This window comes from Microcystis sp. LE19-8.1F, from assembly GCF_027531715.1.
GTDB classification, from domain to species: Bacteria; Cyanobacteriota; Cyanobacteriia; order Cyanobacteriales; family Microcystaceae; genus Microcystis; species Microcystis wesenbergii_A.
This window is the reverse complement of sequence record NZ_JAPZSO010000215.1, coordinates 1-1,436: the sequence shown is the minus strand read 5'-3', so window position 1 is coordinate 1,436 and position 1,436 is coordinate 1. Positions and strand designations below refer to the sequence as shown.

The following is a 1,436-nucleotide window of genomic DNA, read 5'->3' as shown; positions in this document are numbered from 1 at the left end:
CTTGGGTGCTTGGCCGGTAATCGGTATCTGGTTTACCGCGATGGGTGTTAGCACCATGGCGTTTAACCTCAACGGTTTCAACTTCAACCAGTCGATTCTCGATTCTCAAGGTCGTGTAATTGGTACTTGGGCCGATGTGTTGAACCGCGCTGGTATCGGTATGGAAGTAATGCACGAGCGCAACGCTCACAACTTCCCCTTAGACTTAGCTAGTGGTGAACAGGCTCCCGTAGCTCTGATTGCTCCTGCTATCAATGGTTAATTCCTAGTCTGAACGAAAAGGCACTCCCGCGAGGGGGTGCTTTTTTGTTGTTAGAATTGGGGAACAATGAAAAACGCTGCAAAATGCTTATTCTCAAACAATCATTATTATGACCGCTCTCACTGGAAAATATACTCTTAGTCAATATTTTGAGCAGGAAATACAATCCCAAACTCGTCATGAATATCTGGATGGAAAAATTATTGCTATGACAGGAGGGACACCGACTCATAATCGCATTATTAGTAATTTATTAGTGGCTTTATATACTGGACTAAAGAATCAACCCTATGCCGTTTTTGTCACCGATCAGCGTTTATGGATACCTGAGCGTCAAATAGCCACCTATCCTGATATTATGGTAGTTTCTGAACCTCTTATTTATCAAGAAGGACGCAAAGATACTTTAATTAATCCTGTTTTAATCGCTGAGGTTTTGTCTGCTTCAACGGCAAATTACGACAGAGAAGAAAAGTTTGCCGCTTATCGAACCATTGCAACTTTTCAGGAATATTTATTGATTTCTCAGGAAAAATGTTATATTGAACATTTTCAAAAGGAAGGCGATCTTTGGTTGTTTACAGCTTATGAATCTGATAGGATAATTCATTTAAACTCTTTGGGAATTCAGATAGTGATCGCAGATGTTTACCATAAAATCATCTTGGAAAATAATTAAAATATAAGGAAAATAGTTAAGAGGTAAAATGATGACTTTGCCAGAAATGATCAAATCTTTTGAGAATTTATCAGAGGATGAACAGGAGTCATTGTTAGAGATTTTGTGTCAATATAGAGCCAAAGCAAGAGAAAGAGAAATTTTAGCTAATTTTAAGGAATTGAAAGAGGCGATCGCTACTGGAACGGCCAGAAGGGGAACCGTAGAAGATTTGATTGCTGATTTGAATGAGGATTAACAATGGATCTAATATGGAGTGATGGGTTTAAGCGTTCGTTTAAGAAGCTAATCAAGAAAAATCCCCAGTTAAAACCTAAAATTTTCGATGTACTTAGAAAACTGGCAGAAGACCCATTTACCTCAAGGGGTGACAGAAAGGTTAAAGAGCTTGCTTGATAAGGCTCATAGCCGTTAACCCTTTGGAGAAATAAGGGTTTTTCTGGGGTTTGAGGCGTATCAAAGAAAGGGCAAGTTCCGAAAAAATATCCATCGACT

Annotated in this window: 3 protein-coding genes and 1 pseudogene; all 4 read left to right on the top strand. The window is 39.1% G+C overall.

Annotated features, from left to right (window positions below):
- Positions 1-262 (top strand): photosynthetic reaction center family protein (locus tag O9334_RS20135; RefSeq protein ID WP_288002106.1); only part of this gene is annotated, 262 nt, incomplete at its 5' end.
- 109 nt (positions 263-371) lie between these two features.
- A complete protein-coding gene (locus O9334_RS20130) occupies positions 372-941 on the top strand; it encodes a Uma2 family endonuclease (protein WP_190381540.1) in 570 nt (189 codons plus the stop codon).
- 31 nt (positions 942-972) lie between these two features.
- Positions 973-1,179, top strand: coding sequence for a hypothetical protein (locus tag O9334_RS20125; protein ID WP_190381541.1), 207 nt, complete (start codon positions 973-975; stop codon positions 1,177-1,179).
- Between the two features lie 2 nt (positions 1,180-1,181).
- Positions 1,182-1,301 (top strand): annotated as a pseudogene (locus tag O9334_RS20120) (type II toxin-antitoxin system RelE/ParE family toxin); the annotation flags it as partial.
- Positions 1,302-1,436: the final 135 nt, after the last annotated feature.